22 protein-coding genes and 1 pseudogene are annotated in these 23,796 nt (G+C 73.2%); 8 read left to right on the top strand and 15 right to left on the bottom strand.

Annotation, left to right across the window (positions count from 1 at the left end; translation table 11 throughout):
* Window positions 1-67 precede the first annotated feature (67 nt).
* From AB0N31_RS19205 to AB0N31_RS19175, 7 genes are all read right to left on the bottom strand, one after another.
* On the bottom strand, window positions 68-847 hold the full coding sequence (locus AB0N31_RS19205; RefSeq protein ID WP_366059576.1) for an ABC transporter ATP-binding protein: 780 nt from the start codon (window positions 845-847) through the stop codon (window positions 68-70).
* On the bottom strand, window positions 840-1,769 hold the full coding sequence (locus tag AB0N31_RS19200; protein WP_366059575.1) for an ABC transporter permease: 930 nt from the start codon (window positions 1,767-1,769) through the stop codon (window positions 840-842). Before AB0N31_RS19200 ends, AB0N31_RS19205 begins: the two co-directional genes overlap by 8 nt.
* Window positions 1,770-1,866: 97 nt before the next feature.
* On the bottom strand, window positions 1,867-2,751 hold the full coding sequence (locus AB0N31_RS19195; protein WP_366059574.1) for a glycosyltransferase: 885 nt from the start codon (window positions 2,749-2,751) through the stop codon (window positions 1,867-1,869).
* Window positions 2,748-3,527: a CDP-alcohol phosphatidyltransferase family protein gene (locus AB0N31_RS19190; protein WP_366059573.1), complete on the bottom strand. Its 780-nt coding sequence runs from the start codon at window positions 3,525-3,527 to the stop codon at window positions 2,748-2,750. The genes AB0N31_RS19195 and AB0N31_RS19190 overlap by 4 nt, the downstream gene beginning before the upstream one ends.
* Window positions 3,505-4,566, bottom strand: coding sequence for an iron-containing alcohol dehydrogenase family protein (locus AB0N31_RS19185; protein ID WP_363090683.1), 1,062 nt, complete (start codon window positions 4,564-4,566; stop codon window positions 3,505-3,507). The genes AB0N31_RS19190 and AB0N31_RS19185 overlap by 23 nt, the downstream gene beginning before the upstream one ends.
* Window positions 4,554-5,306: a phosphocholine cytidylyltransferase family protein gene (locus tag AB0N31_RS19180; protein WP_366059572.1), complete on the bottom strand. Its 753-nt coding sequence runs from the start codon at window positions 5,304-5,306 to the stop codon at window positions 4,554-4,556. Before AB0N31_RS19180 ends, AB0N31_RS19185 begins: the two co-directional genes overlap by 13 nt.
* Complete coding sequence (locus tag AB0N31_RS19175) at window positions 5,303-7,150, bottom strand: DUF5941 domain-containing protein (RefSeq protein WP_366059571.1); 1,848 nt, start codon at window positions 7,148-7,150, stop codon at window positions 5,303-5,305. Before AB0N31_RS19175 ends, AB0N31_RS19180 begins: the two co-directional genes overlap by 4 nt.
* Before the next feature lie 300 nt (window positions 7,151-7,450).
* Between AB0N31_RS19175 and galE the strand changes: the two genes are divergently transcribed.
* The 3 genes from galE (at window position 7,451) to idi (ending at window position 10,310) form a co-directional block, all read left to right on the top strand.
* A complete protein-coding gene (gene galE / locus AB0N31_RS19170) occupies window positions 7,451-8,440 on the top strand; it encodes a UDP-glucose 4-epimerase GalE (protein WP_366059570.1) in 990 nt (329 codons plus the stop codon).
* 118 nt (window positions 8,441-8,558) lie between these two features.
* Window positions 8,559-9,500: a cation diffusion facilitator family transporter gene (locus AB0N31_RS19165; protein WP_366059569.1), complete on the top strand. Its 942-nt coding sequence runs from the start codon at window positions 8,559-8,561 to the stop codon at window positions 9,498-9,500.
* 216 nt (window positions 9,501-9,716) lie between these two features.
* On the top strand, window positions 9,717-10,310 hold the full coding sequence (gene idi, locus AB0N31_RS19160) for an isopentenyl-diphosphate Delta-isomerase (RefSeq protein ID WP_366059568.1): 594 nt from the start codon (window positions 9,717-9,719) through the stop codon (window positions 10,308-10,310).
* Between the two features lies 1 nt (window position 10,311).
* Here the strand turns inward: idi and AB0N31_RS19155 are convergent, their stop codons facing one another.
* A complete protein-coding gene (locus AB0N31_RS19155) occupies window positions 10,312-10,848 on the bottom strand; it encodes an ATP-binding protein (protein WP_366059585.1) in 537 nt (178 codons plus the stop codon).
* Window positions 10,849-11,019: 171 nt separating this feature from the next.
* A complete protein-coding gene (locus AB0N31_RS19150; RefSeq protein WP_366059567.1) occupies window positions 11,020-11,661 on the bottom strand; it encodes a DUF308 domain-containing protein in 642 nt (213 codons plus the stop codon).
* Between the two features lie 109 nt (window positions 11,662-11,770).
* Here AB0N31_RS19150 and AB0N31_RS19145 point away from each other — a divergent pair, with 109 nt between their 5' ends.
* Window positions 11,771-12,520 carry an enoyl-CoA hydratase/isomerase family protein gene (locus tag AB0N31_RS19145; RefSeq protein WP_366059566.1) on the top strand — a complete coding sequence of 250 codons (750 nt, stop codon included), beginning with the start codon at window positions 11,771-11,773 and terminating at the stop codon, window positions 12,518-12,520.
* On the opposite strand, the gene AB0N31_RS19140 is transcribed toward AB0N31_RS19145, so the two are convergent.
* Together AB0N31_RS19140 and AB0N31_RS19135 are read right to left on the bottom strand one after the other, a co-directional pair.
* Window positions 12,507-13,142, bottom strand: coding sequence for a DJ-1/PfpI family protein (locus AB0N31_RS19140; protein WP_366059565.1), 636 nt, complete (start codon window positions 13,140-13,142; stop codon window positions 12,507-12,509). The two genes, AB0N31_RS19145 and AB0N31_RS19140, sit on opposite strands and share 14 nt — an antisense overlap.
* 31 nt (window positions 13,143-13,173) lie before the next feature.
* Window positions 13,174-14,190: a GlxA family transcriptional regulator gene (locus AB0N31_RS19135; protein WP_366059564.1), complete on the bottom strand. Its 1,017-nt coding sequence runs from the start codon at window positions 14,188-14,190 to the stop codon at window positions 13,174-13,176.
* Between the two features lie 257 nt (window positions 14,191-14,447).
* Here AB0N31_RS19135 and AB0N31_RS19130 point away from each other — a divergent pair, with 257 nt between their 5' ends.
* Together AB0N31_RS19130 and AB0N31_RS19125 are read left to right on the top strand one after the other, a co-directional pair.
* Complete coding sequence (locus AB0N31_RS19130) at window positions 14,448-14,579, top strand: LPFR motif small protein (RefSeq protein ID WP_363090691.1); 132 nt, start codon at window positions 14,448-14,450, stop codon at window positions 14,577-14,579.
* Window positions 14,580-14,668: 89 nt separating this feature from the next.
* Window positions 14,669-17,074 carry a Tex family protein gene (locus AB0N31_RS19125; protein WP_366059563.1) on the top strand — a complete coding sequence of 802 codons (2,406 nt, stop codon included), beginning with the start codon at window positions 14,669-14,671 and terminating at the stop codon, window positions 17,072-17,074.
* A gap of 72 nt (window positions 17,075-17,146) precedes the next feature.
* On the opposite strand, the gene AB0N31_RS19120 is transcribed toward AB0N31_RS19125, so the two are convergent.
* On the bottom strand, window positions 17,147-18,787 hold the full coding sequence (locus AB0N31_RS19120; protein WP_366059562.1) for an ABC-F family ATP-binding cassette domain-containing protein: 1,641 nt from the start codon (window positions 18,785-18,787) through the stop codon (window positions 17,147-17,149).
* An 84-nt stretch (window positions 18,788-18,871) separates the two neighbouring features.
* Between AB0N31_RS19120 and AB0N31_RS19115 the strand changes: the two genes are divergently transcribed.
* Window positions 18,872-19,828 carry an FAD-dependent oxidoreductase gene (locus tag AB0N31_RS19115; RefSeq protein WP_366059561.1) on the top strand — a complete coding sequence of 319 codons (957 nt, stop codon included), beginning with the start codon at window positions 18,872-18,874 and terminating at the stop codon, window positions 19,826-19,828.
* Between the two features lie 45 nt (window positions 19,829-19,873).
* Here the strand turns inward: AB0N31_RS19115 and AB0N31_RS19110 are convergent, their stop codons facing one another.
* The 3 genes and pseudogenes from AB0N31_RS19110 to AB0N31_RS19100 form a co-directional block, all read right to left on the bottom strand.
* Window positions 19,874-21,817 carry a Xaa-Pro dipeptidyl-peptidase gene (locus AB0N31_RS19110; protein WP_366059560.1) on the bottom strand — a complete coding sequence of 648 codons (1,944 nt, stop codon included), beginning with the start codon at window positions 21,815-21,817 and terminating at the stop codon, window positions 19,874-19,876.
* Window positions 21,818-21,898: 81 nt separating this feature from the next.
* The gene (locus AB0N31_RS19105; RefSeq protein ID WP_366059559.1) at window positions 21,899-22,813 is read right to left on the bottom strand and encodes a PfkB family carbohydrate kinase; all 915 of its coding nucleotides are present in this window, start codon (window positions 22,811-22,813) and stop codon (window positions 21,899-21,901) included.
* Window positions 22,810-22,926: pseudogene (locus AB0N31_RS19100) on the bottom strand (Appr-1-p processing protein); the annotation flags it as partial. The gene AB0N31_RS19105 and the pseudogene AB0N31_RS19100, both read right to left, overlap by 4 nt.
* A 120-nt stretch (window positions 22,927-23,046) precedes the next feature.
* Between AB0N31_RS19100 and AB0N31_RS19095 the strand changes: the two are divergent.
* Complete coding sequence (locus AB0N31_RS19095) at window positions 23,047-23,769, top strand: MerR family transcriptional regulator (RefSeq protein WP_366059558.1); 723 nt, start codon at window positions 23,047-23,049, stop codon at window positions 23,767-23,769.
* The last annotated feature ends 27 nt before the right edge of the window (window positions 23,770-23,796 follow it).

The following is a 23,796-nucleotide window of genomic DNA, read 5'->3' as shown; positions in this document are numbered from 1 at the left end:
GTTGACGCTTCCTTTGCAGACGCGGGGCGCCACCGGAAGGTTCCGGCGGCGCCCCGGTGGCACCGGTTCACTTCCCGGTGAACTTCTCGTACTCCCTGAGGACCTCTTCGGTCGGTCCGTCCATGCGCAGTTCGCCGCGTTCCAGCCACAGCACGCGGTCGCAGGTGTCGCGGATCGACTTGTTGCTGTGGCTGACCAGGAACACCGTCCCGGCCTGCCGGCGCAGCTCGCGGATCCGCTCCTCGGAGCGCTTGCGGAACTTCGCGTCGCCGGTGGCCAGCGCCTCGTCGATCATGAGGACGTCGTGGTCCTTGGCGGCGGCGATGGAGAACCGCAGGCGGGCCTGCATGCCGGAGGAGTAGGTGCGCATGGGCAGGGTGACGAAGTCGCCCTTCTCGTTGATGCCGGAGAAGTCGACGATCTCCTGGTAGCGCTCCTTGATCTGCTCCCGGGACATGCCCATGGCGAGTCCGCCGAGGACGATGTTGCGCTCACCGGTGAGGTCGTTCATCAGGGCGGCGTTGACACCGAGCAGGGAGGGCTGGCCGTCGGTGTAGACCTTGCCGCTCTCCGGCGGCAGCAGGCCGGCGATGGCGCGCAGCAGGGTGGACTTGCCGGATCCGTTGGAGCCGATCAGGCCGATCGCCTCGCCCCGGTGGGCGACGAACGAGACGCCGCGCACCGCGTGCACCTTGCGCACGCCCCGGTCCTCGCTGCGCCTGACGATGCGGCTGAGGGCGGCGGTGGCGCTGCCCTTGCCCGTCCGGGCGCCGTTGACGCGGTAGACGATGTGCACGTCGTCGGCGATGACGGTGGGGACCCGGGTGCCCGGCGGCTGGTCAGCCACGGCCGTACCTCTCCTCCGCCTGCCAGAAGTAGACGAAGCCGCCGATCGCGAACAGCGCGGCCCAGCCGCCGGCGACCGCCCACACGTGCTGGGGCAGGTTCTCGGCGCCGTACTCGTCGATGAGGGCGAAGCGCATCAGGTCCATGTAGATGGCCGCCGGGTTCCACTGGAGGACGTTCGCCACCCACTGCGGCTTCTCGGCGAGGAAGACGGGGATGGAGAACATGACGCCGGAGGCGTACATCCAGGTCCGCATCACGAACGGCATCAGCTGCGCCAGGTCCGGGGTCTTCGCGCCGGCCCGCGCGAAGATCAGGGCCAGACCGGTGTTGAAGCAGAACTGGAGCACCAGCACCGGGACGATCAGGGCCCAGGAGGCGTCCGGGTAGCTGCCGAAGCCGATCACCACCAGGAACAGCACGATCATCGAGTACAGCAGCTGCTGGAGCTGCTGGAGCGCGAAGGAGATCGGCAGCGAGGCGCGCGGGAAGTGCAGGGCGCGGACCAGGCCGAGGTTGCCGGAGATCGCGCGGACACCGCTCATCACCGAGGACTGGGTGAAGGTGAAGACGAACACGCCCGTGACGAGGAACGGGATGTAGACGTCCTTCGGCATGCCCTTGCTGGCATTCAGGATCACGCCGAAGATCATGAAGTACACGGCGGCGTTCAGCAGCGGGGTGGCCACCTGCCACAGCTGCCCCAGCTTGGCCTGGCTGTACTGAGCCGTCAGCTTCGCCTGCGAGAAGGCCAGGATGAAGTGGCGGCGCCCCCAGAGCTGGCGGACGTACTCCCGCAGCGGGGGCCGGGCACCGCTCACGGCCAACCCGTACTTGGCGGCCAGCCGCGCCGCCGTGAGGCCCTCGTCGGGCGACGGCGGCGCGCTCACCACGACTGCGCCGTCATGCGTTGTCTCACTCACCAGTAGGAAACTTTCGTCTTCGGGATGCGCGGCCTGAACCGGGCCGGCACGTGCCGGGGGGCCGCGGAACGGCCCGGGGCCCTCGGGGACGAGCTTGTCAGATGACGGGAGGCCGGCCCAGTCGGGTCAGCCGCCACACCGTACGCCACTTCATGGGCCTGCGCGGCCCGCACGATGTGGTCCACCCTTCCCGGAAACCACCGAACCACGCCTTCAGGGCCGGGCGCGAGGGGCGGCGCAGGAGAGTGAGCAGCAGCCACACGCCGAGATAGACCGGGACGAGGGGCGCGGGAAGGTTGCGCCGGGCCAGCCAGACCCGGTTGCGGGCGACCATGCGGTGGTAGACGGCGTGCCGCGAGGGCGCTGTCGTCGGGTGGTGCAGCACCATGTCGGACCGGTAGTCGATCATCCAGCCCGCGTCGAGGGCCCGCCAGGCCAGGTCGGTCTCCTCGTGGGCGTAGAAGAACGCGTCCGGGAGGGCGCCGACCTCGGCGAGGACCTGGGTGCGCACCGCGTTGGCGCCGCCGAGGAAGGTGGTGACGCGGGAGGAGCGCATCGGGTCGGAGGCGCGCAGCCGGGGCACGTGGCGGCGCTGGGTGACGCCGGTCTCCGGATCGGCGATGCGGAAGCTGATGATGCCGAGCCCGGGGTCCTCCTCGAAGGCCCGGCGGCACAGCTCGGCGGTGTCGTGGTGTGCGAGGAGGCCGTCGTCGTCGAGGAAGAGCAGCACGTCGACGTCGCGGCCGCTCGGACCGAACGCCTCGATGCCCACGTTGCGGCCGCCGGGGATGCCGAGGTTCTCCGGCAGCTCGATCGTGCGGACGCCGGCGGGGACGTCCGGGACGGGCGAGCCGTTGCCGACGACGACCACCTCGACCCGTTCGCCGTCCTGCTTGGCGATCGAGTCGATCAGGGCGCGCAGCTCGTCGGGGCGGTTGCCCATGGTGATGATCACCGCGCCGACCTTCACCGGGGCGCTCACCGCAGCCTGCTCGACGCGAGGATGGACACCAGGTGCAGCACGGTCTGGAGCAGCGCGATGCCCGCGAGGACGGCGACCCCGAGCCGGGTGAAGAAGAGATCGCCGCGCGCCTGGTCCACGACCGCCAGGACCAGGATGAGCAGGGAGGCCTCGATGCCCAGGATCAGGCGGTGGAACTTCAGCATGGCGGCGGCCCTGCGGGCCAGCGCCATGCCGGAGGAGCGCATCTCCGAGGCCGCCTCCTGCACCGGCGGTTTCCCGGCCTGGTGGCGGGCGACGCCGACGAGGTCGGTCTCCGCCTTGATCAGGATCGCGCCGAGCGCGGCGAGCGTGCCGAGGAAGGCCCACAGCCAGTCGATGCGCCCGGTGCCCCACGGGTCGGCGGCGCGCAGGCCGAAGCCGACGAGCACGGCGGCGTCGGTCAGGTAGGCGCCGACCCGGTCCAGGTAGACGCCGCCGAGCGAGTACTGCTTCTTCCAGCGGGCGATCTCGCCGTCGACGCAGTCCAGCAGCAGGTACATCTGGACGCAGACCACGCCGAGCACCGCGCCCGTGATCCCCGGCACCAGCAGGGCCGGGGCCGCGAGCACGCCGAAGACGGTCATCAGGTACGTGAGCTGGTTGGGCGTGACCCTGGTGTTCACCAGATAGCGGTCGACCCGCAGGGACACCTCACGCATGTAGAGGCGTCCCATCCAGTGCTCACCGCTGCGCCGGTCCTTCACCCCCGCGGGGTGGACGACCGGTCTGAGTTCAGCTACTGATGGCCTTGACATAGTCGGCGTAGGTGTCCTTGATCTGTTCGGTCTTGAGGTCGAGGTGTTCGAGGATCGTGTAGCGGCCGGGGCGGGTCTGCGGGGCGTACTCCACGACCTTGACGAACTCTTCCGTCGTGAAGCCGATCTCGTCGGGCAGCACCGGCAGTCCGTGCCGGCGCAGCACCTCGGCCATGTACGCCGACTCCTCGTGGGCTCCGCGCAGGTACATCGCGAAGGCCGCGCCCAGTCCGCACTGCTCGCCGTGGGCGGCGGCACGTCTGGGGTACAGCAGGTCGAAGGCGTGGTTGATCTCGTGGCAGGCCCCGGACGACGGGCGGGAGTCGCCGGACACCGACATCGCGATGCCGCTGAGGACGAGCGCCTCGGCGAGCACCTGGAGGAAGCCGGTGTCGCCGACGCCGCCCGGGTGCCGCAGGACCGCCTCGCCGGCCTGCCGCGCGATGGCGGCGGCCAGTCCGTCGATCTTCTCGCCCTTGACGCGGTGGGCCAGCTCCCAGTCCGCGATCGCGGAGATGTTGGAGACGGCGTCGCCGATGCCGGCCCGCACGTAGCGGACCGGCGCGTCCCGGATGACGTCCAGGTCGATCACGACGGCGATCGGGTTCGGCACTCCGTAGGAGCCGCGGCCCGCGTCGTTGTCGAGGGTGGCGACCGGGGAGCACAGTCCGTCGTGCGCGAGGTTCGTCGGTACGGCGACCAGCGGCAGGCCCACCCGTGCCGCGGCGAACTTGGCACAGTCGATGATCTTGCCGCCGCCCAGGCCGACGACGGCGTCGTAGTGGCCGGCCTTTATGTCACCGGCGAGCCGCACGGCGTCGTCGAGGGTGCCGCCGTCCACCTCGTACCAGGTGGCGCCGGACAGGGCGGGGGTGAGGCGCTCGCGCAGCCGGGCGCCCGAGCCGCCGCTGACGGCGACGGCGAGCTTGCCCGAGTGCGAGATGCGCTCGTCGGCGAGGACCCCGACGAGGTCGTCGAGGGCACCCGGACGGATGTCGACGACGACCGGCGAGGGGATCAGCCGGGTCAGTAGTGGCACGCGATCTCCCGTCCACGGGCGAGATCGTCGTGGTTGTCGATCTCGACCCACTTGACGTCGCCGATCGGCGCCACGTCGATGCGGAAGCCGCGGTTGACCAGCTCCTGGTAGCCGTGCTCGTAGAACTGCTGGGGGTCCTTCTCCCAGACGGTCTTCAGCGCGTCGGCCAGGTCGGGGGCGGCGTCGCCCTCGATGAGGGTGACGCCGATGTACTCGCCGGTGGCCTCGGCGGGGTCCATGAGCTTGGTGATCCTCGTCATGCCCTTGGCGGGGTCGACGACGACCTTCATCTCCTCGTCGGCGAGGGACTTCACGGTGTCGAGCGCGAGGATGATCCGCTTGCCGTCGCCGCGGGCGGCGAGCAGGGTCTTCTCGACGGAGACCGGGTGCACGGTGTCGCCGTTGGCGAGGATCACACCGTCCTTGAGGGCGTCACGTCCGCACCACAGGGAGTAGGCGTTGTTCCACTCCTCGGCCTTGTCGTTGTCGATCAGGGTGAGCTTCAGGCCGTACTTCGCCTCCAGGGCCGCCTTGCGCTCGTACACGGCTTCCTTGCGGTAGCCGACGATGACCGCGACCTCGGTCAGACCGATCTCGGCGAAGTTGCCGAGGGTCAGGTCCAGCACCGTGGGCTCGCCCTCTATGCCCGCGGGCCCCACCGGCACCAGCGCCTTGGGAAGGCTGTCGGTGTAGGGGCGCAGACGCCGTCCGGCGCCGGCCGCCAGCACGAGGCCGATCATGCGGGTTCTCCTTCATCGTGTACGGACGGGGCGCCTGCCCGGTGGGCGGCGACCCAGAAGTGGATGCTCTCGGCGAGCACCACGAGGGCGACGGCCACGGCGAGGACCGTGAGCGCGACCGTGAACTGCCCGGCGGTGAGCACCGCGGCGAGCACGGCCACGAGCAGCGTCCGCCCCTCCTGTCCCCCGACGACGCGCACCAGCCAGGCCGGCGGCGCTCCGGCGTTGCCGCGGATGCGGTACACCGTGTCGTAGTGATGGTAGGCGACGGCGGCAACCAGCCCGAAAGCGGCAGGTAGCGCTCCGTTCACGTCGGCCTTCGCCGCGAGGAGCAGCACCGTGCCGTACTCGGCGGCGCGGAAGAGAGGGGGGACGAGCCAGTCGAGGGCGCCCTTGAGGGGGTGGGCGACGGCCTCGGCGGACAGCAGGGCGTAGGCACCGGCCATCAGCACGACCCACCAGCTCGGTCCCCACAGCCAGGCACCGAGGGTGACGACGACAGCGCCGACGGCGGCGCTCAGGGGCGCCGTGGGTCGGGGCTTGCCGGGCAGGAAGCGGACGAGCAGGCCGGTCAGCGGGCCGCTGTCCGCGAGGTCGGCCAGGGCCTGCGCGGCCCGGTCGGTACGGCTGGCCCTGCGGGTCAGCGAGCGCAGGACGCGGCCCGCGGTCGTGTACGTCGCGGCCAGGGCGCAGCCGACGAGCAGGACGGAGAGGGTGACGCGCGGGGTGGTGGCCGCGGTCAGGACGGCGATCATGGCCCATCGTTCGCCGATGGGCAGCACTATCATCCGGCGCGCCCAGACCGTCCAGCCGACGCTGTCCAGCTTGCCGGAGAGGGCGGCGGTGGGGCTGGTGTTGGCGGTGGCGTCGTGATTGGCCTCGTTGAAGGAGAAGTCCACGACGTGCCGGCAGGTCTGCAGCACCATCGCGCCGAGGGCCAGCGCCCAGACGTCGTCGCCCCCGCGGGCCGCCCCGAGGGCGAGGCCCGCGTAGTAGGCGTACTCCTTGGCCCGGTCGAAGGTGGCGTCCAGCCAGGCCCCGAGGGTGGAGTACTGGAGCGAGTAGCGGGCGAGCTGGCCGTCGGTGCAGTCCAGGACGAAGGAGAAGAGGAGCAGCAACGCGGCGGCGACGTAGCCGGCGCGGGTGCCGGTGGCCGCGCAGCCCGCCGCGATCAGCGCGGTGACCAGCGAGGCGGTGGTGACCTGGTTCGGGGTGAGGCCCCGGCGGGCGCACCAGCGGGCGAGGTAGCGCGAGTAGGGGCTGATGCAGAACGTCGTGAAGAAGCCGTCGCGGGCCTTCACGGCCGACTTCAGGCGTACGGCCTCGTCGTCGACGGCGCCGACGGCCTGCCGCGCCTCGTTGCGGGCCTGCGGGTCGGCGGGGACGGCGGCGACCAGGCTGCCCAGCTCGGGCCGGTGGACCTCGCTGCCGTCGGCGTCGAGGGCGGTGACGATGCGGTCGGCGAGGCTGTCTGCGTCCCCTGCGTTCCCCACGCTCGGCTTCGCTCGCGCGGGGGCACCCCCATCCGCGGTGCCGCCGCTCGCGGAGTTCTCGCGGGCCATCGCGCGGGTCAGGGCCTGGCGGCCGGCCGGCTGGGCGGTGACGGCGCCGGGGACCGCGGCGAGCGGGAAGCGGGGGTCGGTCAGACCGAGGCGCAGCGCGTGCTGATGGCCCACGAAGCGGGTGTCGACGACGGCGACCCGCTGGTCCGCCGGGACGGCGGCGAGAAGCGTCTCCGTGTCGGCGGCGTCGGCGGCGGTCCGGACGTCGAAGCCGAGGGACCGCAGGTCGGCCTCGATCGACGAACCGGGGACCGGCTGACCGGTGAGGATGGCGGTCGGCAACCGAACTCACTCCCTGGGTCCGGCGCGTACGCGCCGGTCTTCTGCATGGTGGGCTCTGCATGGCGGGCGCCCCTGTACGGCACCGGTGACGGCACCGGGCGCGCGGCATTCGGCAGAGGTTATCGGATGCCGGGAAGGCCACGTTCACCGGCCGTTCAGGTCGGATCCACGCGGCCCGGACCGGCCTTCGCCGAGATCATCATGGGCGATCGGCGGCCCCGCCCACAAACCGCGCTCCCCCACGGCAGACATCCGGGACATTGCGCACGGACCCGGGGCCTCGGCATAGGGTGGGCGGCCATGACGTGGCTGATCACCGGCGGGGCCGGATACATAGGGGCACATGTGGCGCGGGCCATGACCGGCGCCGGCGAACGCGTCGTCGTGCTGGACGACCTGTCGGCCGGCGTCCCCGCGCGGCTCCCGGCGGACGTGCCCCTCGTCACGGGTTCGGCGCTCGACGCCGGCCTGCTCGAGCGGGTCCTGGCCGAGCACGCGGTGACCGGGGTGGTGCACCTGGCGGCACGCAAGCAGGTCGCCGAGTCGGTGGCGGAGCCCACGCGCTACTACCGGGAGAACGTCGGGGGCCTGGCCACCCTGCTGGAGGCGGCCGCCGGGGCCGGTGTCCGGCGGTTCCTGTTCTCCTCGTCCGCGGCCGTCTACGGCAACCCGGACGTGGACCTCATCACGGAGGACACCCCCTGTGCCCCGGTCAACCCGTACGGCGAGACCAAGCTCGCCGGGGAGTGGCTGGTGCGGGCGGCGGGCGAGGCGCACGGCATGGCGACGACGTGCCTGCGCTACTTCAACGTGGCCGGGGCGGCCGAGCCCGAACTGGCCGACACGGGTGTCTTCAACATCGTCCCGATGGTCTTCGACCGGCTCACCCGCGGCGAGGCCCCGCGCATCTTCGGCGACGACTACCCGACCCCGGACGGCACCTGCGTACGGGACTACATCCACGTCGCCGACCTGGCCGAGGCACATCTCGCGGCGGCCCGCCGGCTCGGCGCGCCGGACGCGGGCGGCGATCTGACGGTGAACATCGGCCGCGGCGAGGGGGTCTCGGTGCGCGAGCTGGTCACCCTGATCGGCGAGGTCACCGGCGACACCCGGCCGGCCGTGGTCGAGGGGCGCCGCCCCGGGGACGCGCCGCGCGCGGTGGCCTCGGCCGCGCTGGCCGCCCGGGAGCTGGGCTGGACCGCCTCGCGCGGGATGCGCGAGATGGTCGGGTCGGCCTGGCGGGGCTGGCGGCTGCGCCGGGCGGCCGAGCTGCCGGAGGGCGCCTGACCTGGACTTCGTTTCCGCAGGTCAGGGCAGATGACAACGGTGTTCAGTGCCGCGTTGCCGGATACCCCCCGCCCGTAGTTCACTGGGTTCCCGGGCCGATCACAGGAGGCTGTTTCCCATGGGGGCTGGGCACGACCACGGGCACGGTCACACACACGTGCCGGCCACGGGTACGGCCGCGGCGGCGTACCGCGGCCGGCTGCGTGGCGCGCTGGCGATCACGCTCACCGTCATGGTGGTGGAGATCGTCGGCGGTGTGGTCGCCGACTCCCTCGCCCTGATCGCCGACGCGGCGCACATGGCGACCGACGCGCTCGGGCTGGGCATGGCGCTGCTCGCGATCCACTTCGCGGGCCGCCCGCCGACCGGGAACCGCACCTTCGGGTACGCCCGCGCCGAGATCCTGGCCGCCCTCGCCAACTGTCTGCTGCTGCTCGGCGTGGGCGGGTACGTCGTGTACGAGGCCGTCCAACGGTTCCTCACGCCGGCCCCCACCGAGGGCGGACTGATGATCGTGTTCGGCGGGATCGGCCTGGTCGCCAACATGATCTCGCTGACGCTGCTGATGCGCGGGCAGGCCGACAGCCTCAATGTGCGGGGCGCGTTCCTGGAGGTGGCGGCGGACGCGCTGGGCTCGGTCGCGGTGCTGCTGTCGGCGGTGGTGATCCTGACGACGGGCTGGCAGGCCGCCGACCCGGTCGCCTCGCTCGTCATCGGCCTGATGATCGTGCCGCGGACCGTGAAGCTGCTGCGCGAGACGCTGGACGTGCTGCTGGAGGCGGCCCCGAAGGGCGTCGACATGGCCGAGGTGCGCACCCACATGCTGGCCCTGGACGGGGTGGAGGACGTGCACGACCTGCACGCCTGGACGATCACCTCGGGGATGCCGGTGCTGTCGGCGCACGTGGTGGTGCGCTCGGACGTGCTGGACGCGATCGGCCACGAGAAGATGCTGCACGAGCTCCAGGGCTGCCTGGGCGACCACTTCGACGTGGCGCACTGCACCTTCCAGCTGGAGCCGCGCGGCCACGCGCAGCACGAGGCCCGGCTCTGCCACTGAGGGCCCGGGCGGCTCGGCGTTCGCACATCCGTTCCGGACGGTTCCGCGCGCGCGGCGCCGGGCAAGATCACCCACCGGGCCCCGTTTCCGGCGCCGAAGCGGCGACGGCCGCGGTCACGCCGTGCGGCAGGACATGCGGGCGTTCGCGGGGAAGTGCCGGGAGCGCTGTGTGCGTACGGCAGACTGGGGGCGCGAGGACCGATGTTAAGGATGGGTATGCCGATCACACCTGCCACCGCGACGACCGGCTCGTCGAACGGCACCGCGGACGCGATTTTGCTGGAACTGGTCGATGAGGACGGCGTGACCATCGGCACCGCGGAGAAGCTCGCGGCCCATCAGGCGCCGGGGCGGCTGCACCGGGCGTTCTCGGTGTTCCTCTTCGACGAGCGGGGCCGGCTGCTGCTCCAGCAGCGGGCGCTGGGCAAGTACCACTCCCCCGGTGTCTGGTCCAACACGTGCTGCGGTCACCCCTACCCGGGTGAGGCGCCGTTCGCGGCGGCCGCGCGGCGCACGTTCGAGGAGCTGGGGGTGTCCCCCTCGCTGATGGCGGAGGCGGGCACGGTCCGCTACAACCACCCGGACCCGGCGTCGGGCCTGGTGGAGCAGGAGTACAACCACCTGTTCGTGGGGATGGTGCAGTCCGCGCTGCGGCCGGACCCGGAGGAGGTCGGCGACACGGTCTTCGTGACGCCCGCCGAGCTGGCGGAGCGGCACGCGAAGGACGTGTTCTCCTCCTGGTTCATGACCGTGCTGGACGCGGCCAGGCCGGCGGTGCGGGAGCTGACGGGTCCCTCGGCCGGCTGGTGAGCTAGCGGTTTCCCGCGGGTGTGAGCGGCAGGGCGGCCCAGATCACCTTGCCGCCGCTCGTGGTGTGTTCGACGTCGCACACCCCGCCCGCCTCCCGGGTGATCTCCCGCACCAGCAGCAGTCCCCGGCCGCCCGTCCGGCCGTGGTCGGCCTCCAGGGCGGTCGGGCGGTAGGGGTGGCTGTCCTCCACGGACACCCGCACCCACTCGGCCCCGACGGCCACCTCCACCGCGAGGACCGGCGACAGCAGCGCCGCGTGCCGTACGGCGTTGGTCACCAGCTCGGAGACGATCAGCAGCAGGCCCTGGACCAGGTCGTCCGGGGCCGGCACCCCCTGCCGGTGCAGCAGGTCCCGCACGGCGTGTCTCGCCTGCGGGACCGAGGCGTCCACAGCGGACGCGGTGAACCGCCAGACACCCTCGTACGGCAGCGGTTGCGGTTGCGGCACTCTGCCGGCCGGGGGGTCCTCCGTCGTTCCGGGAGGCGCCCCCGCCTCGCCCTCCGGGCGTGGGCCGGGCCCGCACCCCTGGTTCTCCATCGTCCGGTCGCCGTCCTTGCGCTCGATTGTCACCACACGTCGAGTGTTGGTAACGCGGCGCTTCCCCCCGGATGCCTGAACAGAAGTCAGCCGATATAGAGCGTTCTCGACCGCCCCGGCCCCCTTCTGCCGGAAAACCGACCGCTTTTGTTGTGCCCACGTCGCCTTCGCTCACTCTTCGGGTTGTACGGGTTCGGCGGGGCGCCCGGCCGGTGCGTCCCCGGCGCCGGTCCCGCCGACCGTGGGTTCGGAGACCATGCCCACGATGCGCCGGCCGCCGAAGCCGGTGGCGAGCAGGCCGAGGCCGTCGAAGAGCAGGGCGAGGGAGAAGAAGCAGCCGATGACGTACTGGCTGCTGCTCGGCCAGTCGATCAGCACCAGGACGCCCAGCAGCAGGTCGAAGGCGCCCAGCAGGAGCGTCCAGCCGAACTGCGGGCCCCGTACGACCATGCTGCCGACCAGCCGGAAGAGGCCGCCGGTCAGGAACAGCAGGGCGGCGAACATGGTGAGCGCGGCGGCGGCCTCGTCGGGCTTGCGGATGATCACGACACCGGCGGCGATGTTCAGGGCGGCCACGATCACGCCGAGCCAGAAGAAGTTGGTGCCCCGGGCCTGGGTCGCGTGCAGCAGGCCGACGGCGCCGCCGATCAGGAGCAGCCAGCCGAACAGGAGCATCGACGTCAGGGTGGCGACACCGGTGTAGACGAGCCCGACGAGCCCGGCCACCACCAGGATCACCCCGAGCACGGTGAGCCGGCCGAACTCCCTGCGAAGTCTGGCCGCCTCGCCCCGGGGCCGGGTGGACGTGTCCATGGGCGCCTCCTCGTATCGCTCCCCCTTCAGTCACCTTTGCCCTCGATGCCGCGACGCTCACCCCACCGGGCTCGATCGGGTGCGCGGCCGCACGGTTAGCATCCGGGCCATGGAGCCCGAACTGCTGCACGGTGTCACCGACGCCGTCGCCACCGTCGTCCTGCACCATCCGGCCAAGCGCAACGCCATGACGGCCGCGATGTGGCGGGCGCTGCCGCCGCTGCTGGCGAAGCTGGCCGCCGATCCCGGAGTGGGGGCGCTGGTGCTGACCGGTGCGGGCGGCACGTTCTGCGCGGGGGCCGACATCTCCACGCTCCAGGGCTCGCCGGACGAGGCCCAGGCGCTGGCCGTGCGGGCCGAGGAGGCCCTCGCCGCCTTCCCCAAGCCGACGCTGGCCGCCGTGAAGGGGCACTGCGTGGGCGGGGGCGCGCAGCTGGCGGCCGCCTGCGACCTGCGGTTCGCCGAGGAGGGCGCGCTGTTCGGGGTGACGCCGGCCAGGCTCGGGATCGTCTACCCCTCCTCCGCCACCCGGCGGCTGGTGACGCTGGTGGGGCCGGCCGCCGCCAAGTACCTGCTGTTCTCCGGCGAGTTGATCGACGCGGCGCGGGCGCTGCGCACGGGCCTGGTCGACGAGGTGCTGCCGGCCGGCGAACTCGACGGCAGGGTGGAGGAGTTCACGCGCGTGCTGGTGTCCCGTTCGCGGCTGACGCAGGTCGCGGCGAAGGAGTTCGCCGACGGCCGCACGGACCGCGACGCCCACTGGGCGGCGCAGGCGCGCGGCAGCGGCGACACCGCGGAGGGGGTCGCCGCCTTCCTGGAGCGCAGGGAGCCGCGCTTCACCTGGACTACGTCAGGATGAACCGGCTCGTGGCGCGGAACTCCTCGACGAGGCGGGCCGGCGCCTTGTGCGGTGATCCGGCGTCGTAGGGCGGCCGCGGGTCGTACTCGGTGAGCAGCTGGACGGCCTGGGCGTGTTCGTCGCCGGCGATCCGGCCGAGCAGGGTGAGGCCCATGTCGATGCCCGCGGAGACGCCGGCCGCGGTGACGTACTTTCCGTCGGTGACGACCCGCTCCCCGGTCGGTTCGGCGCCGTACCGCCGCAGCTGCTCCAGGGCGAGCCAGTGCGAGGTGGCCCGGCGGCCTTCGAGGAGTCCGGCGGCGGCGAGGAGCAGGGAGCCGGTGCACACCGAGGTCGTCCAGGTGCTGGTGGCGTCGGCGGCGCGCAGCCAGTCCAGCAGCAGAGGGTTGTCCATCTGCGGGGTCTGGCCGGGGCCTCCGGGCACGACGACGATGTCGGGGTGCGGCACCTCGGCGAGGGTCCGGTCGGCGGTGAGGGCGAGGTTGCCGGTTTCGTTGCGCACGGGACCGGTCCGCTCGGCGACGAAGACGGTCTGCGCGTCGGGGAGGCGGCCGAGGGTCTCATAGGGGCCGACGGCGTCCAGGGCGGTGAAGCGGTCGAAGAGGACGATGGCGATCTGCATGCGCTGCCTTCCGGAAGGGGCCGGTGGACGTTCAGGGGGCGGGGGCAGGAGCCGGGTCAGGGGCAGGGTCCGCGGCGGGGACAGGAGCGGGATCGGGGGCGGCGGGGCGGAAGCGGCGGCGGTACTCGGCCGGGGGGACGGCTAGCGCCTTGACGAAGGCCCGCCGCATGGCCTCGGGGGTGCCGTAGCCGCTGGCGCGGGAGACTTCCTCGACGCCCTCGCCGGTGTCCTCCAGCAGCCTGCGGGCGTGCTCGAGGCGGACCCGGTCGACGTAGCGGCCCGGGGTCGTGCCGGTCTCCGCGCGGAAGGCGCGGGCGAAGTGGCGGGGCGACAGCGCGGCACGGGCGGCCAGCGACTCGACGGCCAGGTCGGCGTCCGGGTGCTCGGTGATCCACTGCTGGACCTCGCGCAGCGGCTCGCGGCGGGCGGTCTGCGCGGCGAGCTGGGCGCTGAACTGGGCCTGGTTGCCGGGCCTGCGCAGGAAGACGACCAGGTGGCGGGCGACGTCGAGCGCCACCTCCCGGCCGAGGTCCTCCTCGACCAGGGCGAGGGCGAGGTCGATGCCCGCGGTGACGCCGGCCGAGGTGGAGACCTGCCCGTCGCGCACGTAGACGGGGCGGGGGTCGACCTCGACCGCCGGGTGGTCACGGGCGAGAGTGGCGCAGTAGGCCCAGTGGGTGGTGGCGCGGCGGCCGTCCAGCAGGCCCGCGCGGGCGAGCAGGATCGCGCCGGTGCACACGGAGACCAGCCGCGCGGCGCGCGGGCCGTGCTCGCGCAGCCAGTGGGTCAGCCGCGGGTCGGGCCGGCGGGTGCCCTGCCCGCCCGGCACGAGGAGCGTGTGCGGTTCGGGCGCGTCGGCGAGGGCCGTGTCGGGCACCAGGGTCAGGCCGCTGGAGGTGCGCACGGCACCGCCGTCCAGGGACGCGGTCCGGACCCGGTAGGTGCCCGGAGCGTGCCGGTCGGCCCCCGCGAAGACCTCCACGGGGCCGGTGACGTCGAGGCTCTGGACGTCGTCGAAGAGGGCGACGAGGACGGTTCGCTGGGCCATGCGGTCGATTCTTCGCGGGCTGCGCGACGGCCGCAACGACGAGTTCCCCACCTTTCCTGCCACGGGGCGGCCGGTCGCCGTCCGCGGACCGCCGAGCGGAGGATCACGGACGAAAAGGGACGAACCCCCTGGTCGCGAGGACGGCGGCAGCCGGACACACATGATCGGCCGCGGTCGAGGTAGACGGAGGGTCCGGCCGCGACGGCCGGGAGACGACAGGGTCCGGCCATGGCGGCCGGGGACGAGAGGAGACTTCCGTGTTCCGTGCGATCGCAGATGTACTGCGGCAGATCGGTGGGGCGATCGCCACGGTGGTGACGCTGCCCTTCCGGGCCGTGGCCCGGCTGTTCGGCGGGGCCTCCTCGAGCACGCGGCACGGCCGGGCCTGAGACCCGCCCGGACACGCCCCGATCCCCGGGTGTCGGCGCCGCCTGCCACAATTGCCGCGCAACCCCAGTGGAGAAGGCGGTACGGGATCGTGACGACACCCGGGTCCATCGAAGTAGGGTCCATCGAAGGCAGGATCGCCGAGGAACTCGGCGTACGGGAGCGGCAGGTGAAGTCCGCCGTGGAGCTGCTCGACGGCGGCTCCACGGTGCCTTTCATCGCCCGCTACCGCAAGGAAGCGACCGAGATGCTCGACGACGCGCAGCTGCGCACGATCGAGGAGCGGCTGCGTTACCTGCGGGAGCTGGAGGAGCGCCGGACGGCGATCCTGGAGTCCGTGCGCGAGCAGGGCAGGCTCAGCGACGAGCTGGAGGCGCGGATCCGGGGCGCCGAGACCAAGGCGCGGCTCGAGGACATCTACCTGCCGTTCAAGCCGAAGCGGCGGACGAAGGCGCAGATCGCGCGGGAGGCGGGCCTGGTGCCGCTCGCCGACGGGCTGCTCGGCGACCCGTCCGTGGAGCCGCTCGCCGCGGCGGCCGCCTTCGTCGACGCCGACAAGGGCGTCGCCGATCCGCAGGCCGCCCTGGACGGCGCCCGGGCGATCCTCACCGAGCGGTTCTCGGAGGACGCCGACCTGATCGGCGAGCTGCGCGAGCGCATGTGGGTGCGGGGCCGGCTCGCCGCAAAAGTGCGGGAGGGCAAGGAGGAGGCGGGCGCCAAGTTCGCCGACTACTTCGACTTCACGGAGCCGTTCACCGAGCTGCCCTCGCACCGCGTCCTGGCGATGCTGCGCGGGGAGAAGGAGGAGGTCCTCGACCTCGTCCTGGAGCCCGAGGAGCCGACGGACGGGCCGTCGTCGTACGAGGGGATCGTGGCGCACCGGTTCGGCATCGCCGACCGGGGGCGGCCGGGCGACAAGTGGCTGAAGGACACGGTCCGCTGGGCCTGGCGCACCCGCCTCCTGGTGCACCTCGGCATCGACCTGCGGCTCAGGCTGCGCACGGCCGCCGAGGACGAGGCGGTGAACGTCTTCGCGGCGAACCTGCGCGACCTGCTGCTCGCCGCCCCGGCGGGCACGCGCGCGACGCTCGGCCTGGACCCCGGTTTCCGTACGGGCGTGAAGGTGGCCGTCGTCGACGCGACCGGCAAGGTGGTGGCCACCGACGTCGTCCACCCGCACGTCCCGGCCAACAGGTGGGACGAGGCGATCGCCAAGCTCGCGCGGCTGGCGAAGGAGCACGCGGTCGAGCTGATCGCGATCGGCAACGGCACCGCGTCCCGCGAGACCGACAAGCTCGCCGGGGAACTCATCGTGAAGCACCCGGAGTTGAAGCTCACCAAGGTGATGGTGTCCGAGGCCGGGGCCTCCGTGTACTCGGCGTCCGCGTTCGCCTCGCAGGAGCTGCCCGACATGGACGTGTCGCTGCGCGGCGCGGTCTCGATCGCGCGTCGGCTCCAGGACCCGCTCGCCGAGCTGGTGAAGATCGACCCGAAGTCGATCGGTGTCGGGCAGTACCAGCACGACCTGTCCGAGGTGAAGCTGTCGCGTTCGCTGGACGCGGTGGTGGAGGACTGCGTGAACGGCGTCGGCGTCGACGTCAACACCGCCTCGGCCCCGCTGCTCGCCCGCGTCTCGGGCATCACCTCCGGGCTCGCCGAGAACATCGTGGCGCACCGGGACTCCAACGGGCCGTTCACGTCCCGGCAGTCGCTGAAGAAGGTGCCCCGGCTCGGCCCGAAGGCGTACGAGCAGTGTGCGGGCTTCCTGCGGATCCGCGGCGGCGACGACCCGCTGGACGCCTCCAGCGTGCACCCCGAGGCCTACCCGGTGGTGCGGCGGATGGTGAAGACGTCCGGTCAGGAGGTGGCCTCGCTGGTGGGCAACACGGCGGTGCTGCGTTCGCTGCGGCCGGCCGACTTCGTGGACGAGACGTTCGGTCTGCCGACCGTGACCGACATCCTCAAGGAGCTGGAGAAGCCGGGGCGCGACCCCCGGCCTGCGTTCAGGACGGCCTCGTTCAAGGAGGGCGTGGAGAAGATCTCCGACCTGGAGTCCGGGATGGTCCTGGAGGGCGTGGTCACGAACGTGGCGGCCTTCGGGGCGTTCATCGACATCGGCGTCCACCAGGACGGACTGGCGCACGTCTCCGCGTTGTCCAGGACGTTCGTCAAGGACCCGCGGGACGTGGTCAAGCCCGGTGACATCGTCAAGGTGAAGGTCCTGGACGTCGACATCCCGCGCAAGCGGATCTCCCTGACGCTCCGGCTGGACGACGAGACGGCCCCGAAGGGCGATCCGTCGGGCGAGGGCCGGCCGCAGCGAGGCGGTCGTCCGCCGCAGCAGCGCCGGCAGGGCGGGCAGCGGCAGCAGGGCGGGCAGCGCGGCGGGAGCGGGCGGGCCGACGGCTCGCGTCAGGCGCCGCCGCCGGCCAACAGCGCGATGGCGGACGCCCTGCGCCGGGCGGGCCTGACCGACGGCCCGAAGGGCAAGCGGTAGGACGCGTGCACCGGGCCCGGCCCTCCGCGCTGCGCGGGGCCGGGTCCGGCGGCGGGAAGGTGACGACAGGCCCTAGCGTTCCGTCACCTTGCCGTCGACGACCTCCAGGCGCCGGGTCACGTGGACCGCGTCCAGCATGCGGCGGTCGTGGGTGACCAGCAGGAGGGTGCCCCGGTAGGCGTCGAGGGCCGACTCCAGTTGCTCGATGGCCGGGAGGTCGAGGTGGTTGGTGGGTTCGTCGAGGACGAGGAGGTTCACCCCCGCGCCCTGGAGGAGCGCGAGCGCCGCGCGGGTGCGTTCACCCGGTGACAGGGTGGCTGCCGGGCGCAGCACGTGCTCCGCCTTCAGGCCGAACTTGGCCAGCAGCGTGCGCACTTCCGCCGGCTCGGTGTCGGGGACGGCCGCGCCGAACGCGTCCAGCAGCGCCTCGGGTCCGTGGAACAGCTTGCGGGCCTGGTCGACCTCGCCGACCAGGACGCCCGAGCCGAGGACGGCGTGGCCGGCGTCCAGCGGGACCCGGCCGAGGAGCGCGCCGAGCAGGGTCGACTTGCCCGCGCCGTTGGCGCCGGTCACCGCGACCCGGTCGGCCCAGTCGATCTGGAGGGTCACCGGGCCGAAGGCGAAGTCGCCGCGCCGCACCTCGGCGTCGCGCAGGGTCGCCACGACGGCGCCGGAGCGCGGGGCGGACGCGATCTCCATGCGCAGCTCCCACTCCTTGCGCGGCTCGTCGACCACCTCCAGGCGTTCGATCATGCGCTGGGTCTGGCGGGCCTTCGCGGCCTGCTTCTCGCTGGCCTCGCTGCGGAACTTGCGGCCGATCTTGTCGTTGTCGTTGGCCGCCTTGCGGCGGGCGTTCTTGACGCCCTTGTCCATCCAGGAGCGCTGGGTCTGCGCGCGGTCCTGGAGGGCGGCCTTCTTGTCGGCGAACTCCTCGTAGTCGTCGCGGGCGTGCCGGCGGGCCACCTCCCGCTCCTCCAGGTAGGCGTCGTAACCGCCGCCGTAGAGCCTGATCTGCTGCTGGGCGAGGTCGAGTTCAAGGACCTTGGTGACGGTCCGGGTGAGGAACTCGCGGTCGTGGCTGACGACGACGGTGCCGGCGCGCAGACCGGTCACGAAGCGCTCCAGGCGCTCCAGGCCGTCCAGGTCGAGGTCGTTGGTGGGCTCGTCGAGGAGGAAGACGTCGTAGCGGGACAGGAGCAGGGAGGCCAGGCCCGCGCGGGCCGCCTGGCCGCCGGACAGGGAGGTCATCGGCTGGTCCAGGTCGACGCCGAGGCCGAGGGAGTCGGCGATCTCCCCGGCGCGCTCGTCGAGGTCGGCGCCGCCGAGGTCGAGCCAGCGCTCCAGGCTGGTCGCGTACGCGTCGTCGGAGCCCGGCGCCCCCTCGACGAGGGCCTGGGTGGCCTCGTCCATGGTCCGCTGGGCCTCGGCGACGCCGGTGCGGCGGGCCAGGAACTCCCGCACGCTCTCGCCGGGGCGGCGCTCGGGCTCCTGGGGCAGGTGGCCGACGGTCGCGGTCGGCGGGGACAGGCGCAGCTCGCCCTGCTCGGGTGCGGTGAGCCCGGCGAGGAGCGTCAGCAGGGTGGACTTGCCCGCGCCGTTGGCTCCGACCAGCCCGATCACGTCACCGGGGGCGACGACGAGGTCGAGCCCGGAGAAGAGGGAGCGGTCGCCGTGGCCGGCGGCGAGGTTCTTGGCGACGAGGGTGGCAGTCATCAGACGGTAGATCCTAGTCGGCGTCCGGTGCCGGGATCGCACCGCACCGTCGCCGGTGGGCCGGCCGTCGGCTACCGTCCGGGCGTGGAGACTCAGCGCGGTGGCGAGGTGGTCGTGGTCGGGGGCGGGGTCGTCGGGCTGGCGACGGCGGTCGTCCTCGCCGAGCGGGGCCGGCGGGTCCGGGTGTGGACGCGGGACCCGGTGGAGCGGACCACCTCGGCGGTCGCGGGCGCGCTGTGGTGGCCGTACCACATCGAGCCGGTGGCGTCGGCGCGGACGTGGGCGCTGCGCTCGCTGGAGGTGTACGAGGAACTGGCGGAGCGGCCGGAGTCGACCGGGGTGCGCCTGGTCGACGGGGTGATGGGCGAGACCGACCTGGACGACGTCGAGGGCTGGGCCGTCGGCCGGCTGGCCGGGCTGCGCCGGGCGACGGCCGCGGAGTACCCCGGCGGCACCGCCGTCCGGGCCCGGCTGCCGCTGATCGACATGGCGGCGCACCTGCCCTGGCTGCGGGAGCGGCTGCGGCGGGCGGGCGGCACGGTCGAGGAACGCACGGTGCGGGATCTGGCGGAGGCCGACGCGCCGGTGGTGGTGAACTGCACCGGCCTGGGCGCGCGCGACCTGGTCGCGGACCCTTCGGTACGGCCCGTGCGCGGGCAGCTGGTCGTCGTGGCGAACCCGGGAGTGCGCACCTGGCTCGTCTCCACCGCGCCGGACGGCGAGATGGCCTACCTCTTCCCGCAGCCGGGGCGGCTGCTGCTGGGCGGCACGGCCGAGGACGGCGTGTGGTCCCTGGAGCCGGACCCGGCGGTGGCGGCGGCGATCGTGCGGCGGTGTGCGGCGCTGCGGCCGGAGGTGGCCGGGGCGCGGGTCCTGGAGCACCGGGTGGGGCTGCGGCCGGTCCGGCCGGCGGTGCGGCTGGAGCGGGAGGTGCTGCCGGACGGCCGGGTGGTGGTGCACCACTACGGGCACGGCGGTGCCGGGGTGACTGTGGCGTGGGGCTGTGCGGAGGAGGCGGCCGGGCTGGCCGCCCCCTCCTGAAGCCGCTCCCCCGGGATCCGTCGGGGCACGATCCGCCGGACAGCCCTACGGGACGCGGTGGGCGTGCCGCGGGACCGCGACGCCGTCCAGCGGCCCGGAGTGCGCGGCGGTCGCCGGTGTGCCGGCCGTGGCGGCCGCGAAGGCCCGGGCGCCGCCGACGAACGGGACGCGGGCGGTGGTGCGGGACAGGTCGAGGGTGAGGGTCGGGGTGTCGGCGGGCGGGTCGATGAGGTCCTTGTCGGTGCCGGCGACGATCAGCGCCAGGCGGTGGCCCGCCGGGACGACGTGGTCGGTGGCGGCCAGGTCGACGGTGATCTTGCAGGCCTTGCCCGGGGTGAGCGGGACGCCCCTGCCGGGGTCGGCGTGGGTGCCGAGGTCGGCCCAGCCGCGGCTGAGGACGGTGTGCTCGACGGCGGCGGTGTCGGCCCGTGTCTCCTTGAAGCAGGCGCTGTCGCCGGCGGTGCTCAGGCCCCAGCAGGTGCGGTCGGTGAGGGTGGTGACGCCCTCGCCGCTCGCCGCGTAGTCGCGGACGGTGTCGGGGCCGAGGTCGACGAGGACGGCGCTCAGGTGGGCCGTGGGTGTGGTGGGCGTGACGGTGACGGTGACGCGGGAGGAGCCGGCCAGGCGCAGGTCGCGGCTGAGGGGCACGGTGGCGAAGGCGGCCTTGGCGGGTGTCGGGGTGTCGACGGCGGCGGCCCAGTCGGTCTCGCTCAGGGCGGGGTCGTCGGTGAACGTCGCGGTGCCCCCGCCCTTGCGCAGGCCGAGGGTGCCGACGCCCGGCTGTTCACCGGCGGCGGGGCGCAGGGTGGCGGGCCGGGTGTCCTTCGGCGGCCAGGACTTCGAGGTCTCCCATCGGTCGGGGTGGCGTTCGACGTCGGCCACGGGTTCGCGGTCGATGCCGTTGTCGTAGCCGAGGAGTTCGTGGTCGAACCAGCGGTGCAGGGTGTCGACCCAGGCGGCGCGGCGGAAGTCGAAGGGGTCGACGTGACCGGTCTGGGAGAGCCAGATCTTGCGCTCCACGCCGTGTTCGGCGAGGGCGTCCCACCACTGGCCGACGTGCTTCATCCGGACGTTGAGGTCCTGGAGGCCGTGCACGAGGAAGACGCTGGCCTTGACCCTGCTCGCGTCGGGGACGTAGTCGCGCTCGCTCCACGGACCGGTCAGGTCGCCGGTGCGGGGCGCCCCGTCGACGAGTTCGCGCTGGACGGCGGCGCACCTGGCGCGGGCGTCGGGGCTGTCGACGTAGTTCGCGAGCCAGTCGGGGCCGGAGTCGTAGAGCGGGGCGCCCTGCTGGAAGTAGTAGTCGTACCAGGAGGAGATGGCGCTGATCGGGACGATGGTCTTCAGGCCCTTCACACCGGTGGCGGCGACGCCGTTGGCGATGGTGCCGTCCCAGCTCTTGCCGATCATGCCGGTGCGGCCGTCGGTCCAGCCCGCGGTGGCGGTGGTGGTGCCGGTGCGGGTCGTGTACGCCGTGGCGCGGCCGTTGAGCCAGTCGACGACGGCCTTCGCGGAGAGGACGTCGGAGCGGCCGCCGACGTCGACGCAGCCGTCGGAGCGGTTGGTGCCGGCGAGGTCGACGCCGACGAAGGCGTAGCCGCGGGGTACGAAGTAGTTGTCGTAGAACAGCGGCATCCGGTCGACGTTCCCCTGCGCGTCGTACGTCTTGCGCTGGCTCTCGTTGCCGCGGCCGCAGCAGGAGTAGTAGGGGCTGGCGTCCATGATGACGGGCACCTTGCGGCCCTGCCGGGCGGGTTCGCGGGGGCGCACGATGTCGACGGCGACCCGGTCGGTGCGGCCGTCGCCGTCGCCGTCGAGGCGGGTGTCCACCCAGACGGCCTCGCGGATCGCGTCGTCGTAGGAGTAGCGGGGCAGGCTCTCGCGCGGCGTGGCGTGGGCCGCTGCCGGGGTGAGGAGGGCCGCCGTCAGGGTGACGACGGCGGCGGTCGCGAACGGTCTCCAGATCGTGAAGCGCATGCGAGTCGGCATGCGCGGGACGGTACAGCGGTCAACTCCCTTGCAGAAGATGGCGATTGAGTGACGGCTGGGGCAGCGGCCGGTGCGGGCGGCTCAGCGGGCGGAGCTCTCCCGGTCCGCACCGGCGAGGAGTTCGTCGCGGCCGATGGCGGCCGCCTGGGTGGAGGGGACCGTGCAGGCGTACGCCCCCGCGACCGCGCCGTACCGGGCGCATCGGTGCGGGGGTTCGCCGGTGAGGCGGCCGTAGAGGAAGGCGGCGGCGAAGGCGTCACCGGCGCCGTTGCTGTCCACCACCGGGGCGGGGGGCGTCACCGGCGGTACGTGGGTCAGCTCGCCGTCGGTCAGCAGGTACGCGCCCTCGGCGCCGGCCGTGGCGACGACGACGTCGGCGCGGCCCCGTCCGGCGATGCGGCGCATGGTGCGCTCGGGGTCGGCCAGGGCGGTCGTGGAGAGGAAGACGACGTCGGCGGTGTGCGCGAACGACTCGTGGTAGGGGTTCTCGCCGTCCCAGTCGTGCAGGTCGGTGGAGAGGCTCACGCCGCTCTCCCGCAGGGCGGGCAGGGCGTGGGCGCAGGGTTGGGTGATGGACACGTGCGCGTGCCGGCTGGCGCCGGCGAGGGTCCGCAGGGTGTCGTCCGGGAACCGGTCGTCGGGGTGGGCGCGGCTGGTGTCGTACAGGGAGAGGCGCCTGCCGTCCGGGCCGACCAGGTTGACCGCGCGCTTGGTGCCGGCGGGCTGCGGGACCGCGGTGAGGGCGATGTCCCGGTCCTCGTGCAGGGCGCGCACCAGGTCGCCCTCGGGATCGTCGCCGAGGAAGTCCAGGTGGTGGGTGCGCAGGCCGAGGCTGCTCAGCCCCAGCGCGACGAAGTCGCCCGTCTGTCCCGCGCGGGTGCGGACCCCGCTGTCGATCATGTAGCTGTCGGCGTACGGGAGCGGCAGCTCCGGCACGTACACGATGGTGTCCACCCCCGCGCCGCCCAGCACGAGCACGTCGATGTTTCGGCTCACCTGCGTCCCTCCCCGTGGTCGTGGACCGTGACGGCGGTCCCCCGTGCCAGGAGCCGCCCGTGCGCGAGCGGCTCCACGCGGGACCGCTTGCCGCCGGCCGGACCGCAGCCTAGCGTTCCGCCGGGTGAGGGGGACCGGTGAGCGATCACCCCGTTCCGGGCCCGCGCACGAGGTGGTCTCCGCGGCGTACGCGCGGGTTTCACAGCACTGGTGTGACAGCGATACTGCTGCACATGACGATCGAGACCGAGGAGCCGGCCCTCACGGTCGACGAGCTGGCCGCTCGTGCGGGGGTCACCGTGCGGACGGTGCGGTTCTACAGCACCAAGGGGCTGCTGCCGCCGCCGGTGATCGGTCCGCGCCGGGTGGGACGCTACGGGCAGGAGCACCTCGCGCGCCTCGCGCTGATCGAGGAGCTGCAACGGCAGGGCCTGACGCTGGCGGCGATCGAGCGCTACCTGGACCGGCTGCCGCCCGGCCTCGACGCCCGCGACCTGGCCGTGCACCGGGCGGTGGTGGCGTCCTGGGCGCCGGACACCGTGGAGACGGTGTCGCGGGAGGAGCTCGAGCGGCGGGCGGGGCGGGCGCTGGACGACGAGGACGTGGCGCGGCTGACCGCCATGGGCGTGCTGGGCGAGCGGGCCGGCGACGGCGCGTACCGCGTCGACGCCGGGCTGCTCAGGCTGGGCGTCCGTCTCCTCGACGTACCGCTGTCGCAGGAGGCGATCCTCGCGGCCCGCACCGTCCTGGTGGACCACGCGCGGGCGGCGGCCCACGAACTGTCGCGGCTGCTCCGCGAGGACGTGGCGGAGCGGGACGCGCGGGCGGTGCGGTCGCTGTCGGCGCACATGCAGCCGCTGGTCGTGCAGGCGCTGCTGACGGCCTTCCAGCGGTCGCTGACCGAGGAGGTGCGGGAGTGGCTCGGGGAGCCGCCGGAGACCGACGGCTCCCCGTGAGGTGCGGCTCCCCGTGACGGGCGGACC

Origin of the sequence: Streptomyces sp. NPDC051051 (assembly GCF_040682975.1) — a bacterium.
Lineage (GTDB): Bacteria > Actinomycetota > Actinomycetes > Streptomycetales > Streptomycetaceae > Streptomyces.
The sequence above is the reverse complement of the archived record's forward strand: the minus strand, read 5'-3'. Positions and strand labels throughout refer to the sequence as shown.